Source organism: Streptomyces albospinus, from assembly GCF_014648695.1.
GTDB classification, from domain to species: Bacteria; Actinomycetota; Actinomycetes; order Streptomycetales; family Streptomycetaceae; genus Streptomyces; species Streptomyces albospinus.
The window spans coordinates 68,537-85,290 of sequence record NZ_BMRP01000010.1; the positions used below are offsets into that span (position 1 = coordinate 68,537).

Genomic DNA, 16,754 nt, shown 5'->3' on the forward strand with positions numbered 1-16,754 from the left:
GGATTCGCCAGGGACGCAGTGACCTGAGAGCGGCTGCCGGGAACGCACAGCCGGGAATCGAGCCTTGCTGCCGGGCACCGGAGCGGAAATGGTGGGTGCCGAATCGCGGGTGTGCCACTGACTCCGGGACACGACCGGCACATTCGCGCCGGAACACGGGGCCGCCCCTTCGGGCGCCAATACCTCTCGGGTGGCCGCCCCTTCGGCCGTGCCGGGGCCGTGGGAGCGCCCCGACAATTGCGGTGACAGCCAGGGCACGATCCGCCCGTCTCGGGCGTCTCGACAGGTCAGCGACCATCGAGGCTTCGTCGCTTGTGGTGGGGTGGGTAATCGGCACGCCTGAGCGCACGGGGTAGGCGGCCGGCCAGTCTATTCTTCAGGAGTCCTTGTGCAGTTGTCTCCCTCCACTCCCTCTTCTCGGACAGTGCTTGTGACAGGGGGGAATCGTGGGATCGGTCTGGCGATTTCCGAGCAGCTCCTCGCGCAAGGGCACCGCGTCGCCGTCACACATCGCGGAAGTGGTGGGCCGGCAGGGGCATTCGGTGTCACCTGCGATGTCACGAACCCGAAGGATGTCGACCGCGCTTTCACCGCGGTCGAGGAGGCCATCGGGCCGGTGGAGGTACTCGTCTCGAATGCGGGGGTGACGAGCGACGCGCTTTTGATGAGGATGCGCGAGGACCAGTTCCACGGGGTGGTCGACACCAACCTGTTTGGTGCCTGGCGCTGTGCGCGACGGGCGACGCCCGCGATGCTGCGTGCGCGTTGGGGGCGAATGATCTTCATCTCGTCCGTGTCCGCCACGTCCGGCACGGCCGGCCAGGCGAATTACGCGGCCAGTAAGTCGGCTCTCATCGGTCTTGCCCGGTCCATTACACGCGAGCTGGGTCCGCGGAACATCACGGCAAATGTCGTCTCGCCCGGGTGGATCGACACCGAAATGACGGCAGTGCTCTCACCGTCCCACCGGACCGAAGTGATCGAGCAAGTTCCCCTGGGACGGGCCGGCACCCCTGAAGACGTGGCCGGTGTGGTCAGTTGGCTGGCCGGCGAGGCCGGAGCGTATGTGTCCGGCGCGGTGATCCCCGTCGATGGCGGCCTTGGAATGGGGTGCTGACGCTCCTGGACCGGAGACGGGCGCGGTGCACTACGGCATCGGTACCGGAATCGGGTCGTGGTGGAGCGGGATTCCGTAGGTCGGTGGGAATGGTTCTGAGGCGCCTGGCGGTGTCGTCCGACAGTAACGGCTATGGGAATGTGGGAGGCGGGTGGGATGCAGCGCCCGAGTGATTTACGTGAATACATCGCAGCTCTGCGGGACCGTGGGGATGTGGTGGATGTGAGGCGGCGGGTGGATCCGCACCTGGAGTTGGGTGCCATCATTCGTCGAAGTTATGAGACGCGTGCTCCCGCTCCGCTCTTCACGTCTTTGGAGGGCGTGGCTCCGGGGCGTGGTGTCTTTGGTGCTCCTGCTGCGCTCAGTTCGGATCCGGAGCATCCGTTCGCTCGTGTCGCGCTGAGTCTGGGGCTTCCGGTGGATGCGTCCGGGCAGCAGATCGTGGCGCATATCGCCGATGCGAGGATGCGGTCGGCGATTGCTCCGGTGGAGGTCGCGACGGGGCCGTGTAAGGAGAATGTTCTCCTCGGTGCGGAGGCGTCGTTGGAGGGTTTCCCTACTCCTTTGCTGCACGGTGGGGATGGGGGCAGGTATGTCAACACCTGGGGTGCGATCGTTGCCCGTACGCCTGGGGGTGACTTCACCAGTTGGTCGATCGCGCGGATCATGATGATCGATGGCAAACGCATGACCGGGCTGGTCTCCCCGGGTCAGCATGTGCACCAGGTGTGGCAGCAGTGGGCGGCTCGCGGCGAGCCGATGCCGTACGCGCTGGTTCAGGGTGGGGACCCTGCCCTGCCCTTTGTGACGGGGATGCCGCTGCCGGACGGTGTGGAGGAAGCGGGCTTCCTCGGCGCTCTGACCGGCAGGCCCGTCGAGGTCGTGCGGTGCGAGACGGTGGACCTGATGGTGCCCGCGAACGCCGAGATCGTGATCGAGGGTCACCTCTCGCCCACCCTGGACGCGCACGAAGGGCCGATGGGCGAGTTCACGGGCTATATCCCCGCGCGCGGTGGTGAGCAGCCGTGCTACGCGATCGAGGCCATCACGTATCGGGATGACCCGCTGTGGCCGCACGTTGTCGAGGGGCAGCCGGTCGATGAGTTCCATACGGCGTTCGGGATCCCGTTTGCCGCCGAGCTCCTTGCGCATCTGCGCGGGGCGGGATTGCCCATCACGACGGTGTGGTCCTCTCTGGAAAGCGCGAACCACTGGACCGCCATCACGGTGCCGGACACCTGGCGCGAGACGCTGCCCGGGACGACATCGCATGACCTGGTCGAGCGCATCGCCGATGCGCTCAGTTCGTGCCGGGCCTCGGTCTGGCTCAATCGGACGTTCGTCCTCGACGACGATATCGATCCTGCTGATGCCGGTCAGCTCACCTGGGCGCTGGCGACCCGATGGCACCCCACCCAGGGGCACCACCTCCGCACCGGACCGATCGTCCCCCTGCTGGCCTGCTACACGGAGACCGAACGCGCCAAGGCCAGCGGTCCCAAGGCCCTGTACGACTGCCTCCTGCCGCCGCCCGACGCAGGCCGTCTGCGACGCAGCTCCTTCGCGCACTGCTACCCCCAGGACCTCCAGCGGAAGGTCATCGACCAATGGACAACCTGACAGGTCCTTCGTCCGTGTCCGGTGGCACGAACATCTCCGAAAGGACCGCTGAGACATGAGCTCTGCGACGTCCGCGTCCCAACGGGCCGACGGACGAGACACCGGGACGTCCGCCTGGGTGGATGAGCTGCTGCTTGCCGGACCGGATGAGGAGCCGGTGCTCCAGCTCGGCCAGGTCGTGGACGGTGCCGCGCTGCGCTCCACGGTCCAATGCTTCCAACAGCACCTGGAGAACGCCGGCTTGGTGCGCGGCGGTTCGGTGGTGCTGCGGCTGCCCCCGTCGCTGGCCTACATCGGGCATCTGCTCGCGGCGTGGCGGATCGGCGCCCAGGTGACGGTTGTCGACCACCGGCTGACCGGCCGGGAGACGGACACCGCACTGAACCGGATCAGGCCGCAGGTGTCGGTAACGCCCGATGAAACGGTCACCGCTCTGCTTCGGGGCTATGTTGACGTCACGGCCCGCTACGACCGGTTGGCGGGGGTCCCGGCCCAAAGCAACCACGCACTCGTCCAGCTGAGTTCGGGTTCGACCGGAAGTCCCAAGATCATCGGTCGGACGGTCTCCGGTCTCGTCGAGGAAATGGACCGGTACCGGAGCATCGAGGGGATGCCGGGCCGAGGCGAACGCATCGTTCAACTCAGCTCCATCGCCCATGCATTCGGGATGGTCGGGGGACTGCTCCACAGCCTGCACACGGGTGTCCTCCTCACCCTGCCGGAGCGGGTCAGCGCTGCCTCCATCGTCGAGGCGGTGGCATGCAGGCCGGAATCGGCCACTCTGCTCGGAGTGCCCTTCCACTTCGAACTGCTCACCGCCCGGGGCGAATCGGCGCACCTTCCTCAGCTCGCCCGCGCTGTCACCGGCGGCGAAAGGATCCGCCCCGACATCGCACAGCGCTTCACCGAGCTCTACGGGATAGGGCTCGGGGAATGCTACGGAACGACCGAAACGGGCTTGGTCGCCCTGGACGTACTCGGCCGGCATCGCCCGGCCGTCGGCCCGCCTGCTCCCGGTGTCCGGGTGCGGATCGACGAGGGTGAACTCCTCATCGGCACACCGTCAAACCCCTACCTGAGTACCGGGCAAGCGGGACCTTGGTCTGAGGGATGGCTGCACACTCGCGATGCGGCCACTCACGATCCGTCCACCGGTGCGGTGACGATCGTCGGCCGTCTGGACTCCCAGATCTCCATCGGTGGTCTGAAGGTCGACCTGACCGAGGTGGAACAGACGCTGGTCGCGCTGCCGGGGGTGCGCGAGGCAGTGGCACTGTTCGACAGACGCATCACCGCCTACTTGGGCGTGGCGCCCGGCACAGATCCGGACCACATCCATCGGGAGATGCGGTCCCGGCTTGCCGTCTTCAAGCGCCCCCGCGCGCTGTACCTGATGCCGGAGCTCCCGCGCACGTCGAGCGGCAAACTCGTCCGCTCCCAGCACACCTTGCAGACCGCCGTGGCACGTTCCAGAAGGCCCGGCGAGACGGACTGAGCGGGACCCAGGGACACGGGCAGCGACTTCAGCTCGGGCGTGTGACAGCACACCAATGATCACCGAACGTCCGGGACACGTTCCGGACCCATCCGAACCAGGAGAACACCGCACCATGACCACGATTACACGGCAGTTCGTCGTCGATGTCCTCACCGGGCTCAACTACGACATCGACGAGGTCCGTGACGAGACCCCGCTGGGCCCGGACGGACTGGACCTCGATTCGCTCAGCCTCGCAGAGGTCCTCATGCGGGCCGAAGAAACCTTCCACATCCATGTCGAGGAGGACGAAGTCGAGGAGCTGGCGGGCCTGACGGTCGGCGCGTTCGTCGCCGCACTCGCCGCGCACGAAGGACGGCAGACGGCATGACGACACCTGCGCCGGATCCCTCGGCCGCACCGCCCGTCGCCCCGTCACCCCTCGAACGGACGGCAACGGGATACGGGGCCCGAAGCGGCCCGGCCGTCCCTCGGAACCCCGTCATGGTGACGGGCCTGGCCGTACTCTCCGGCTTCGGACGCGGCACCGAGCCGCTGCTGAAGCAGGCCTTTGACGGTGCGCATGCCTTCCACCCCGTGCGACGCTTCGGAACGAGAAGTGACCACCACGGAATCGCCGCCGTGTACGAGGACGCCGGACCACTGCTCGACGAACTCGCCACCGCGATCGACCTGGCCTGTTCGACGGCCGGCCTGGACAGTCCACGCCACGGCACCACACCCCTGTACCTCGCCGTTCAACAGGACCACGAGGAATACCGCAGGAACACCGTCGACCCCCACACGGGCGGGGCCCGCAGATCGGCATCCGTCCTCGCCGAACGCTGCGGGCTGAGCGCCAAACGCGTCTACACCAATGCCTGCACGGCCTCGAGCACCGCCGTGGCAGAAGCCGCCTCCGCCATCGCCCATGGCGACACCGATCGCGCGGTCGTCGCAAGCGGCTACCTCGTCGACCCGGACGGCTATGGCATCTTCGCGGCGGGGGCGATGAGTGACGACGGGCACATCCGGCCCTTCAGCGCCCATCGCCGGGGCCTGCTCCTCGGAGACGCCGTCGGAGCCATCGTCCTGGAATCACAGGACGCGGCACAGCGATCCGCCGCCCAGCCATTGGCCCGCCTCGCGGGCTGGGCCCGGACCGGAGACGCCTACCACATGTGCCGCCCCCACCCCGACGGCACAGGCATGGCCCGCGCCATCACCACCGCACTGACCCGGGCCGGCGTAGCACCGGACGCGGTCGACTACGTCAACGCACACGGCACCGGCACCGTCCACAACGATGCCGCCGAAAGCGCCGCGCTGCACCGCGCCCTGGGCACCCACGCCTCCCAGGTGGCGGTCAGCTCCACCAAATCCGTGCACGGCCACGCCCTCGAAGCGGCCGGAATGCTCGAACTCATCATCACCGTACTGGCCCTGGACCAAGGACGACTGCCCGTCAACGCCGGCTTCCTCGAAGCCGACGACGCCTGCACCCTCAACCTCGTACTCAACCCGCCACAGACAACCACCACCCCCCGCTACGCCCTGAGCCTCAATGCCGCCTTCGGCGGCGCCAACACCGCGCTGGTGGTGGCGCAACCATGACGTTACGGCCTTCGCAACCGGCCGCCGACCGCATCGCCGAAGCCGGCCTGAGCCTGCGCAGTCAAGGACACGCGCCCGCCGCAACCGGCGAGCCACTGCCACCCCTGCGCGGATTCACCGGCTCGACCTTCAGCCCGGCAACTGCCGCCGCCGCGGCAGCATGCCTGCACCATCAACCGCCGGACACCGCACAAGCCCTCCATACGGCCGTCATCCTGGTGAGCATCCTCGGCGACATCCCCACCGCACGGACCTACGCCCAGGCCGTGGACGAAGGGCAGCGGGTGCCGCCCAGAATCTTCGGCACCTCCACCCCGAACTCCGTCATCGGGCACATCGCCCCACGCTGGGGCCTGGACGGACCGGTGGTCTCCCTCAGCCCGGTCGGCCCACCACTCGACGAGGGAATCGCGGTAGCCGCCTGCCTGGCCCAGGACGGTGACGCCAACCGCTTCCTGATCATCCTGACCGACCCGACCGACACCCGAGCCGAGCACTACGAAGCAACCGCACTCCTGCTCACCACCGAACCCCGTCCCCCATCCGACGCCGCACCCCAGGAGACCCCATGAGCGGCCCCCGCAGCATCCGCGGCGTCCTCGCCACGGACACCCAACTCGGCGCCGGCAACGTCATCGAACGACTCCTCGACCACGGGGTCGAACACGACGAACCCACCCTGACCTTCGACACACGCACCGACGCGCAACCTGCCTGGCAGACACTGTCGCTCGGCGAGCTGGACCGGTGCATCGCCCGCCGCGCCGGCTGGCTGCACGCTCACGGCATCGGCAGAAGGGATGTGGTCGCCGTCTGCTCGGCACATGCACCCGACTACGTCCTGACGTTTTTTGCGGCCAACCGCCTCGGAGCCATCCCCGCCTTCGTCAACAACCGCCTTGACGAGGGCACCGGCGTCGCCTACCTGCGCCACATCAAGCCGACTGCGATTCTCGCCGACCCGGCTCACCGGACGGTGTGGTCACCGTACGACCTGGGTGCATCCCGCCTGTACGCCGTCGAGGACCTGGCCGACGAGCACCCGGAGGCCCAGATCCCGCCCTATCGGCACCGCGCCGATGACCCTGTCGTCCTCACCCATTCCTCCGGCACCACCGGGATGCCCAAGGCCGTCATCTCCACGCATGCGAGCCTGTTCGCCGGATTGCGGCACTGGCTGAGGCGACCGCGCGCGCAGGGCAGCGAACGGATGCTCAGCGTTCTGCCGATGCACAATTCCATGCTGGCCGCGGTGCTTTCGGCGCTGTGCAACCGATCGCAGTTCCTCCAGTTGTCGTCCCAGAGCGGCCGGCGTGCGCTCGAAGCCATCGAGCGATGGCGGCCATCCGGGGTCTACGGGTTCCCGGGCACCTGGGTGGAGATTCTGGCCCTGAGTCCCTCGCACGACCAACTGCGTTCGGTACGCGCCTGGTGGAACACCGGAGACAGCGCGCACGAGGCTCATATCCGCCGCCTCATCGGCTTCGGCCGGCATGACGAGGCAACATCCCGAGGACGTCGAACCGTTGACGGGTCGTCATTCGTCGACGGCTTCGGATCCTCGGAAATGGGGCACTCACAGTTCTCCATCATCCACCGCCCGGACACCGACCACTACAACCGGTGCATCGGACGTCCCCACTCCTTCGCCGAAGTCAGGGTTCTGGGAGGCGACGGAATCCCGGTGCCCGATGGCTCCGTCGGCCAGCTGGCCGTGCGGTCACCCACGCTGTTCGCCGGCTACTGGAACGATTCGGCCCGGAGTTATCGATCGCACCACGACGGGTTCTACCTCACAGGAGACTTCGGCTACCGGGACGGTGCCGGCTACTACTACCACGTCGACCGGACGGCCGACGCCATACAGACGGCCACCGGCACGCGGATCTACACGACGCTCGTCGAAGAGCAGATCCTTGCCCGATGCCCCGGCCTCCTCGACTGCACGGTGGTCGCCTCCGACGTCGACGGTGAGCCGCACACCGAGATTCTGCTGACGCTCCGCCCCGAGGCTCAGTGCGACCCCGAATTGGACTACGAGACGCACATCCTCGGGCTGCTGGACGCCGCCGTCGCCCGGACCGTCAAGAACGTCCGCATCGCCGGTAGCCGGATTCCCACAGGGGCGACGGGAAAGGTACGCAAGTTCCAACTCCGGGTGTGAGGGCGGGCTGCCTGCCGGTCCCTCGGGCGAGTCGGATCGTGAACGCCGTTGATCCGTACGCGAGTGGTGTTCCGCGCTGTGCGCGAAGTCCCAAGATTGGTGAGAGACAGAGATGACAGCTTCCGCTGAGCCGCCCTTGGCGCAGTTCTGGTGGCTCCATGACGCCCGCTGGTATCAGGGTGTGCTCAAGAGGTTCGGCCCTGACGCCGCCAATGAAATCAATGAAGAAGCCGCGAAGTTCGTGGCCCGACGCGTCGCGAGGTGGTGTGCCGGGCGGTATGGGATCAGGTTCCGCGGGCAGTCACTTGAGGACTTCCTGAAGGAATTCTCCCGGATACCGTCCGTCATGTTCCCCGACGACGGTCATATGCGGGTCAAGTACACCGTGCTCGATCCGTCGACCTGGGAGACCGCTGTCTCGGACGTTTTTCCCAAACGCATGCTCCGTGCGGCGGGAACGCAGGATGGCTACCGCTGCCCGTGCATGGGCATACGTTCCGGGTTCTTTGAGGGCGTCGGACTGGCATGCCGGGACGAGCGGTTGGAGTGCGAGCTCGACGGCGGCCAAGTCTGCCGATTCCGTACGTCCTTGACGCCGCGGGGGGACACCCGCGGAGCGGAGACCGCACCCGCGCACGGAACCGCACCATGAGCGAGGCCCGGCACATCCCGTCGCCGGCTGCCGGCGCGCTCGACATTCCGGAAACCACGTTCATGGTTGCGGGCGACGCCCCGCCCGAACCGACGCGGATCGACCTGTGGTGTGACCCTGTGTGCCCGTGGGCCTGGGCGACGGCCCGCTGGCTGGGAGAGGTCGGCCGCCACCGACCACTGGACGTGCGGTTACGGGTCATGAGCCTGGCAGTGCTGAACGCGCAGAAAGACGACGTCGGTCTGCGGTACCGGCTGCTTGCCCGGCACGGGGGCGTACCCGCCCGCCTGTGCACTGCCGCCGAACAGCACCACGGGCCGGCCGCGCTGGCACGCCTGTATCCGGCGCTGGCGCGCCGGTTCCACCAGAAGCCCGTCCAACGCGGAGCCACCGCCCTGCGGGACGCGCTGCACGAGGCGCGACTGCCCGGTGAACTGCTGCACAGCGCACGATCGGACGCCGTCGGCCAGGCACTGCTGGCCAGTCATCACGCCGCGACGGCCGCCTACGGCGCCGATGTCGGGACACCCCTGCTGCGGCTGCGCGATGCGCGGGACCGCACCGTCACCCTCTTCGGCCCGGTGCTGGAGCAGGTGCCCGAAGGATTGGATGCAGTCCGTGCCTGGGATGCCCTGACCGCGCTGACGCAGGTCGACGGCTTCCGTGAGCTCAAGCGCCACCGTGCGAGTGAACCGGTGCTCGACTGAGATCACTGCTCCCCGGGCCGGCAGACGCCACGGCACACCGGCAACGGCCCGCCCCCTTCACCTTCAGCCTCGGCCGCTCTGTCCCCGTGCCTCTCACGAAAGGCCACAACGACCGTGCTCACCGCCCCATTCGACACCAGCGCCCCCGCCGACCAACAGCCCGCCTGGCCAGACCCCCACCAGCTCAAGGACGTGTGCGACACACTGCGCAGCAAGCCCCCGCTGGTGACCAGCGCGGAGGTGACGACGCTGCGCTCCCTCCTGGCGTCGGCCCAGACGAGCCGGGCTCTCGTCATCCAGGGCGGGGACTGCGCGGAGCTGTTCGCCGAGTCGGGCAGCGCAGCGGTGCAGCGCAAGCTGGACCTCCTGTACGGCCTGGCGGATCGCTGCCGGTCCGCCACGGCGCTGCCTGTCGTGACCATCGGGCGACTGGCCGGCCAGTACGCCAAGCCGCGGTCCAACCCGGTGGAGGAAATCCCCGGCGGACGACTGGTGCCCAGCTACCGCGGTGACGGTGTCAACGGCCGGCAACCCGATCCGCACTCCCGCCGCCCTGACCCGCAGCGCCTGCTGACCGCATACGACTGCGCGCGAACGACCCTGGAACACATCAGGTCATCCTGGCAGCACAGGCCCACAGCGGAACGCGTCTACACCTCGCACGAATTCCTGCTCCTGGACTACGAACTTCCCCAGATCCAGCGCCGGCACGACCTCCGCTACGCGGGCTCCGCCCACTTCGGGTGGGTGGGGGAGCGGACCCGGCACCCCGCGGGAGCACACGTATCCCTTGTCCGAAGCATCGCCAATCCGACCGGCATCAAGATCGGCCCGTCCGCCACACCGGATGACGTGATCCGGCTGGTCGCCACCGTCGGTGCGGCGGAAGAGCCAGGAAAGATCACGCTGATCGTCCGCATGGGGGCGAAGGCTCTCCCCGAGGCTCTTCCCCCCATCGTCGCCGCGGTCGCCCGGCAGGGCATTCCGGTGACCTGGCTGTGCGACCCCATGCACGAAAACACCGTCGTCACACCGCACGGCCAGAAGACCAGGTCGCTGGTGGCGATGAAGGCCGAGATCGACGCGTTCGTCGCCGTGCTGCACCGAGCGCGCGAATGGCCCGCGGGTCTCCACATCGAGATGACCCCGTACCGGGTGACGGAATGCGTGCAGGATCTGGACGACATCGACGCGTCCGCGCCGCTCGGCCCGTACACCAGCGCCTGCGATCCACGCCTCAACGCCGCGCAGTCGGAAGAGATCGTCGAGCACTTCGTCAAGCGGCTGTAGCGGCGGGCCGAAGGCAGCGGGAGGCCACCGGCCGACCAGTTCCTTCGCACCGCAAGGTCGTGGACGTCCCGAACACCGTGGCCGCGCGCCGGGATGCGCGGGCGTGTGCCTCATTGGAGGAGAGTTGAACGAGTGTCACGACAGCACCGCCATAGTGGGGATGGGGCCTCGCGGCCTGAGCGTCTTCCTCCGCCTGTGCGCCAATCTGGCTCAACGTCCCGGACCACCCGTCACCGTGCATCTGGTCGACCCCTACCCACCGGGCCCCGGCCGGGTGTGGCGCACGGATCAGCCCGGGTGCCTGCTCATGAACACGGTGGCTTCCCAAGTCACCGTCTATCCCGATGAATCCGTGGAGATGGCAGGGCCACTCGTCACCGGCCCCAGCCTGTGGGAGTGGGTACGGACTGCCGCCGCCCTGCCGTCAGCTGTCCCGCTGGACGAGAGGTTCTTGCAGGAGGCACGTCGGCTGCACGCCGATGCCTACCCCAGCCGGCGGCTCTACGGCGCCTACCTGCGCTGGGCATTCCTGGATGCGGTGTCGTCGGCGCCGTGCTCCCTGAACGTCGTCGTCCATGCCACCCGCGCCCTGCGGCTCGACGGTGGCGGCGGAATGACTGGTTCAGGCTCACCGGAGCAGCAACTGACGTTGGAGAACGGGACGGTACTGGGCGGCCTGAGGATGGTCGTCCTCACCCAGGGGCACACGCCGGTGTCCCTGAGCGCCACGGAGCGCGCACGCGCCGGGTTCGCCGAGCGCACCCGTCTCACCTATCTCCCCCCGGGCAACCCGGCCGACGCCGACCTGTCAGGGATCGCCGCCGGGGAGGCGGTGATCCTCTCCGGGCTCGGCCTGTGCTTCTTCGATTACATGGCGCTGCTGACCACGGGCCGCGGTGGCCGCTTCCAACGGCGGGACGGCCAGGTGACGTACGTACCGTCCGGACACGAGCCCCGGATGATCTGCGGATCGCGCCGCGGCATCCCCTATGTCGCCCGCGGGCGCAACGAGAAGGGCCCGTGCGGCCGACACGAGCCGCAGGTGCTCACGGCCGCGCTCGCCGGGCGGCTCCGCGGTGCTGACGGAACATCCCGGCGACTCGACTTCCGGCGCGAGATATGGCCCCTGATCGCCAAGGAGGTGGAGACCGTCTACTACACGCGCCTCGTCGCGCGGCGTACGTCCGAAGCGGTGGCGGAGCAGTTCCGCCGCCACTACCTGCCGGCTCCCTGGCACAGCAGGACGGAGGAGACCGTGCGGGCCGCGGCCGGCATCGCCCCGGGTGAGACCTGGGACTGGGAGAAGGCGACGTATCCGCACCGCGACCGGTCGTTCACCGACGCCGCCGACTTCCGCCGCTGGCTGCTGGACCATCTCACCGCTGACATCGCGCAGGCCGGAGGCGGAAACCTCGGCGATCCGACCAAGGCCGCGCTGGACGTGCTGCGCGATCTGCGCAACGAGGTCCGGATGGCCATCGACCACGGAGGGCTGTCCAGCCGCTCGCATGCCGAGGACCTCGACGGTTGGTACACCCCGCTGAACGCCTTTCTGTCCATCGGACCGCCCGTCCGGCGGATCGAGGAGATGGCGGCCCTGATCCGCGCCGGCCTCCTGGAGCCGGTCGGCCCCGCCGCCACTGTCGACTGCTGTGAGACGCAGGGCACGTTCACCGTCCACTCGCCGGCCGTTCCCGGCTCCTTGCGCAGGGCCCATGCCCTGATCGAGGCGCGCCTGCCCAGACCGGACGTCCGGCGCACCGCTGATCCGCTCCTCGGATATCTCCTGCGGACGCAGCAGGGCACCTCGTATCGGATCCGTGACGCGGACGGCAGCACGTACGACACCGGCGGGCTGCAAGTGACATGCAGGCCCTATCAGTTGGTGTCACGTCACGGGTACGGACATCCCGGTGTGCTCGCCTTCGGTGTTCCCACCGAAGGCGTCCACTGGGGCACCGCCGCCGGTGCGCGGCCGGGCGTGAACTCGGTGTCGCTGGCGGATGCGGATGCCGTCGCGTGCGCGGTGCTCTCCTGCCTTCGGCGCAGCCGGCGCGCCCCGGCCGAACACGGTGCGCCGCACACTGTCCGGCCGGAGGCGCCCCACGGCGGCGGTGGAGTCCCCCTCGGAGCGCAGGGCACTCGACGGGACGGCCGTGGCCTGCCCCGCCACCCCGCCGTGGGGAAGGGCGACACCCCCGCGTCCGGCCCCGCACGCGCCAACCCGGGCCAGAGCCTCGCCTCGGCCTCCGAATCAGGGCATGGATCCCGGCCGCCACCCAGCCTGCGGTCACCACCCGGGCAGGCGCGCGCCACCGCATGGTCCGACCGGCAGCCGTCCGGTGGCACGGGCCGGCGAACTGCCCGTGGATCCCCTCGGGTTCGGCCGCGGAACACCTTCTGCGCCGAACCGGATCCCTGCACCGAACCAGGCGACATGCGACAGGAGTGCACGATGTTGTCAGACCTCCCGCCGGGGACCGGCGACCCTTGCCGTACCAGTGCCGCAGCAGCACGAGACAGTGCCGAGGACAGCGGTCTGCTGACGCCCGTGCGGGCGTCGACACCGATCGAGGCCGCGGTCTCGGATCGTGCCTGGGTGCAGGCGATGCTGGACGCCGAGGCGGCTCTGGCCCGTTCCCAGGCACGCCTGGGAACGGTACCGGAGTCGGCCGCTGCCGCGATCACGGATGCTGCCCGTGCCGGCGACCTGGACCTGCCTGATCTGGCCCGGCGTGCCCGTGCGGCGGCCAATCCGGTGGTCCCCCTGGTGCAGGACCTGGCGACCGCCGTGCATGCGGCGTGCCCCGCGGCCACCCGGTTCGTTCACCTGGGTTCCACGAGCCAGGACATCCTGGACACCGCCGCCATGCTGGTGTCGGCGCGCGGCATCGCGTTGATCCTGCACGACCTGGACCAGGCGGCGGACGGCGTGGCGGTGCTCGCCGCCCGTCATCGCGACGACCTCATGGCCGGCCGGACCCTCACCCAGCACGCCACACCCATCACCTTCGGACTCAAGGCCGCCGGCTGGCTCCTGGGTCTCCTGGAGGCCCGAGGGCGGCTGGACGAGGTCGGGCGCACCCGCCTGCCCGTGCAGCTGGGTGGCGCGGCCGGAACCATGGCCGGGTATCTTGAATGCGCTCGCGACGGTGACCCTGCTGCGCCGCCGCCCGCGCACTACGCACCGGATCTGACCGAGACCTACGCCCGGGAACTCGGCCTGTCGGCACCCCTGCTGCCCTGGCACACCCGTCGCACCCCGATGGCCGACCTCGCGCACGCCCTCAGCGTGACCGCCGGATCCCTCGGCAAGATCGCCACGGATGTGCTCAGTCTGGCCCGTACCGAGACCGCGGAGATCAACGAGCTGGGCGGACCCGGCCACGGAGCATCCTCGGCCATGCCGCAGAAACGCAACCCGGTCCTGGCCACGCTCGTCCGGACGGCTGCTTTGCAGGTACCGCCTCTGGCCGCGATCCTGCTCCAGAGCATGGCGGCGGAGGACGAACGCCCGGCCGGTGCCTGGCACGCGGAGTGGATGCCGCTGCGGGAATGCCTCCGCCTTGTCGGCGGTGCGGCTCGTACCGCTGCGGATCTCTGCGCACGCATGGCTGTCAACCCGGCGCGGATGCGCGCCAATCTGGAGACGACCGGCGCGCTGATGACCACCGAGCGCCTCGTCCACGCCCTGCGGGCCCGCTACCCGGACCGCTCGGCCGCGTCCGCTGTCGCCCAGGCCTGCCACACCGCTCTGACCGGTCAACGCCCCCTGGTCGACGCCCTCTTGGACGTCCCCGAGATCCGGGAGAGCTTCTCCGCCGCCGACATCGATGGCCTGCTCGACCCCTCTCGCTACCTGGGAGCCTCCGCGGAACTCGTGGATCGCGCTCTCGAACACCACGCCGGACAACGTGACCGCAGCAACTGACGCTGCGAGCCGCGAGACGTCCGTGCCCGTCGCGGCCGACGCCCGGCCCCTGCGCCGTGCGCCGGTTCCACCGCGACCCCCCGCACCCGTACGCCACCATCATCTTTGAGGAGACCCGTCGCCGTGAACGCCACCACCCCCCGCCCCTCCGGCAACGAAGCCCTGTTGACCGCCGCCCGGGCCGTCATCGCCGGCGGAGGCAGCAGCAACATGCGCAACCTCGGGATCCAGGACCCTCTCGTCGTCGACCGGGCCATGGGCGCCCGCGTGTGGGACGTCGAGGGCAACGAACTCATCGACGTCAACATGGGCTACGGACCCCATCTGTTCGGCTACGCCGATGCCGAGGTGGTGGAAGCCGTCAGCGAGCGGCTGCACCTCGGGGCCATGACCGGGATCGTCCACCGGCTCGATGCTCAGGCGGGCGAGCTGATAGGCGCGTTGATGCCCTCCATGGAGCAGGTCCGCTTCGCCAACTCGGGCACCGAAGCCATCACGTCCGCGATCCGCCTGGCCCGCTTCCACACCAAGCGCACGCTCATCGTGACCTTCGAGGGCCACTACCACGGCTGGAGCGACACGTTGCTGCGCGGCGCGATCACCGCCGACAGCACCGGGCAGCACGGCGGTACCGAACTGCACGCCGCCCCCGGAACCAACCCCGAGGCGCTGTGGCACACCGTGCAGCTGCCCTGGAACGACAGCGACGCCCTCGCCCGCTTCTTCGCCGAGCGGGGCGTCGAGGTCGCCGCGGTGATCTGCGAACCCATCTGTGCGAATGCGGGTGTGGTGCACCCGTTGCCCGGATACCTGGAGCAGATGGGCGAGTTGGCCGCAGCCAATGGCGCGCTGCTCGTGTTCGACGAGGTCATCACCGGATTCCGTGTGTCGCGCGGCGGCGCCCAGGAACTCCTGGGCATCCGGCCCGACATCAGTGTCATCTCGAAGGTGCTCGGCGGCGGCTTCCCGGTCGCCGCCTTCGGCGCCGGCCGGGAGATCATGGGTCCGCTGGCACGCAACGAGGCGTTTCACGGCGGTGTCTACAGCGGCAACCATGCCGCCGTACAAGCCGTGGTCAGCATGCTCGGCAAGATCCAGCGCAGCCCCTCTGTCTACACAGACCTTGAGGAATCCTGTTCCCACCTGGAGAAGAAGCTGCGCGACCGCTTCGCGGAAGCCGGCCGGCCCGTGCGGATCGCACGGGCCGGCTCGGTGCTGTCCGTGGCCGTCCTGAGCGGGCCGCAAACCGGTCCCGAGGCGTACGACGCGGCGACGGACACCATCGACTTCGCCGCACACCGGCGTCTCCAGCGGCACTGCCAGCGCGGTGGACTGTACTTCCACCCCAATCCTCTGGAGCCGTGGTTCCTCAGCAGCGCACACAGCCGGGCGGACATGGACCGGATTGTGGATGTGGTCGCGCGCGGCCTGCGGGCCGGGTGATCCGGCTGTCGCCGGCGCTCGCCGCAACGGCCGGTGCCGAAGCCTCGCCGCGAAGGCCCCTGCGGGCAGGCGCGGCCGAGCGACGGACACCCCCATCGCAGCACGCAACAGTGGCTGTTTCAGCGGTACGCGGGCCGGAGCGGGAGGCTGCCCGTGGGCTGCTCCTGAAGACGGCCGCCGGCATGCTCGGTGCCAGCGAGATCGGGAAACTCGACATCGGCCACCGGCCCGGCGGCCGGCCCCATCTCATCGGAGCGATGACGGACACTCACATCAGCGTGAGCCATGGGCGAGGCGTGGTCGCGGTCGCGTTGAGCCCCGCCGGGCCCGTCGGTGTGGACATCGAGGCGGTGCGGCCGGTACCGGCCCTGGCCTTGAGCCGCAGGTACTTCCCCGCGACCGAGTCCGACTGGCTCGGGGGCCTGCCCGCCCCCGACCGGGCAGCGGCGTTCTTGTGGCTGTGGACCGCAAAGGAAGCGATCGGCAAGGCCCGAGGCGCAGGTCTGCGCCACGGTGGTACCCGCCAGCGGATACCTCTGCCGGGCGTCTGGCCCCCCGAGTTCGCCGGCCTGCGGCCGGCTGAGGTGCCCGGCAGTCCTGGGGTGTGGCTGAGCGAGCCGGTGCGGTGGGCGGGATGCGTCCTGGCACTTGCGGCCGTCGGGCAGATGCCGCGAGCCGTCAGCATCCGAACCGACGGCAGCACCTGACCGATCTTGCGCATGACCAGTTCGGAACCACG

13 protein-coding genes are annotated in these 16,754 nt (G+C 69.2%); all 13 read left to right on the forward strand.

Annotation, left to right across the window (positions count from 1 at the left end):
- Nucleotides 1-394 precede the first annotated feature (394 nt).
- The 13 genes from fabG to IEZ17_RS16035 all read left to right on the forward strand — a co-directional run bounded on the left by fabG (nt 395) and on the right by IEZ17_RS16035 (nt 16,722).
- Entirely contained in the window at nt 395-1,117 is a 723-nt protein-coding gene (gene fabG, locus IEZ17_RS15975; RefSeq protein ID WP_189300863.1) for a 3-oxoacyl-ACP reductase FabG, read from the forward strand.
- 132 nt (nt 1,118-1,249) lie between these two features.
- Nucleotides 1,250-2,737 carry a UbiD family decarboxylase gene (locus IEZ17_RS15980; protein ID WP_229852301.1) on the forward strand — a complete coding sequence of 496 codons (1,488 nt, stop codon included), beginning with the start codon at nt 1,250-1,252 and terminating at the stop codon, nt 2,735-2,737.
- A gap of 55 nt (nt 2,738-2,792) precedes the next feature.
- Nucleotides 2,793-4,232: a class I adenylate-forming enzyme family protein gene (locus IEZ17_RS15985; RefSeq protein ID WP_189300618.1), complete on the forward strand. Its 1,440-nt coding sequence runs from the start codon at nt 2,793-2,795 to the stop codon at nt 4,230-4,232.
- Between the two features lie 115 nt (nt 4,233-4,347).
- Nucleotides 4,348-4,605, forward strand: coding sequence for an acyl carrier protein (locus IEZ17_RS15990; RefSeq protein WP_189300620.1), 258 nt, complete (start codon nt 4,348-4,350; stop codon nt 4,603-4,605).
- Nucleotides 4,602-5,828 carry a beta-ketoacyl-[acyl-carrier-protein] synthase family protein gene (locus IEZ17_RS15995; RefSeq protein WP_189300622.1) on the forward strand — a complete coding sequence of 409 codons (1,227 nt, stop codon included), beginning with the start codon at nt 4,602-4,604 and terminating at the stop codon, nt 5,826-5,828. The genes IEZ17_RS15990 and IEZ17_RS15995 overlap by 4 nt, the downstream gene beginning before the upstream one ends.
- Nucleotides 5,825-6,400: a hypothetical protein gene (locus IEZ17_RS16000; RefSeq protein WP_189300624.1), complete on the forward strand. Its 576-nt coding sequence runs from the start codon at nt 5,825-5,827 to the stop codon at nt 6,398-6,400. The genes IEZ17_RS15995 and IEZ17_RS16000 overlap by 4 nt, the downstream gene beginning before the upstream one ends.
- Nucleotides 6,397-7,992, forward strand: coding sequence for a class I adenylate-forming enzyme family protein (locus IEZ17_RS16005; protein WP_189300626.1), 1,596 nt, complete (start codon nt 6,397-6,399; stop codon nt 7,990-7,992). The genes IEZ17_RS16000 and IEZ17_RS16005 overlap by 4 nt, the downstream gene beginning before the upstream one ends.
- Nucleotides 7,993-8,104: 112 nt before the next feature.
- Nucleotides 8,105-8,644 carry a hypothetical protein gene (locus IEZ17_RS16010; protein ID WP_189300628.1) on the forward strand — a complete coding sequence of 180 codons (540 nt, stop codon included), beginning with the start codon at nt 8,105-8,107 and terminating at the stop codon, nt 8,642-8,644.
- The gene (locus IEZ17_RS16015; RefSeq protein WP_189300630.1) at nt 8,641-9,351 is read left to right on the forward strand and encodes a mycothiol-dependent nitroreductase Rv2466c family protein; all 711 of its coding nucleotides are present in this window, start codon (nt 8,641-8,643) and stop codon (nt 9,349-9,351) included. The genes IEZ17_RS16010 and IEZ17_RS16015 overlap by 4 nt, the downstream gene beginning before the upstream one ends.
- A gap of 114 nt (nt 9,352-9,465) precedes the next feature.
- Complete coding sequence (locus IEZ17_RS16020; protein ID WP_189300632.1) at nt 9,466-10,641, forward strand: 3-deoxy-7-phosphoheptulonate synthase; 1,176 nt, start codon at nt 9,466-9,468, stop codon at nt 10,639-10,641.
- 160 nt (nt 10,642-10,801) lie between these two features.
- Nucleotides 10,802-14,572: a 3-carboxy-cis,cis-muconate cycloisomerase family FAD/NAD(P)-binding protein gene (locus IEZ17_RS16025; RefSeq protein ID WP_189300634.1), complete on the forward strand. Its 3,771-nt coding sequence runs from the start codon at nt 10,802-10,804 to the stop codon at nt 14,570-14,572.
- A 123-nt stretch (nt 14,573-14,695) separates the two neighbouring features.
- Entirely contained in the window at nt 14,696-16,015 is a 1,320-nt protein-coding gene (locus IEZ17_RS16030) for an aspartate aminotransferase family protein (RefSeq protein ID WP_189300636.1), read from the forward strand.
- Between the two features lie 110 nt (nt 16,016-16,125).
- A complete protein-coding gene (locus IEZ17_RS16035; protein WP_189300638.1) occupies nt 16,126-16,722 on the forward strand; it encodes a 4'-phosphopantetheinyl transferase family protein in 597 nt (198 codons plus the stop codon).
- Nucleotides 16,723-16,754 lie beyond the last annotated feature (32 nt).